The organism is Brevundimonas sp. UBA7838 (genome assembly GCF_002500885.1).
Lineage (GTDB): Bacteria > Pseudomonadota > Alphaproteobacteria > Caulobacterales > Caulobacteraceae > Brevundimonas > Brevundimonas vesicularis_C.
This window is the reverse complement of record NZ_DLTK01000148.1, coordinates 18,499-18,729: the sequence shown is the minus strand read 5'-3', so window position 1 is coordinate 18,729 and position 231 is coordinate 18,499. Positions and strand designations below refer to the sequence as shown.

Annotated in this window: 1 pseudogene; it reads left to right on the top strand. The window is 66.2% G+C overall.

Annotated features, from left to right (window positions below):
* A pseudogene (locus B3T77_RS15480) lies at positions 1-231 on the top strand (hybrid sensor histidine kinase/response regulator); the annotation flags it as partial.

The following is a 231-nucleotide window of genomic DNA, read 5'->3' as shown; positions in this document are numbered from 1 at the left end:
GAGGCGCGGCTGAAGCTGGCGGGCGGATCGTCGGGGCCGATCGAACTGGTCGCGCGGGCCTATCCCGACAAGATGCTGCATCTGTATGTGGCGCCCGAGGGCGACAAGCGGCGCATCTGGCTGTTCGACGTCTCGGGCCAGAAGTCGATGGAGCTGCAGCTCAACCAGGCACAGAAGATGCAAGCCGTGGGCCAGCTGGCCGGGGGCGTGGCGCACGACTTCAACAATCTG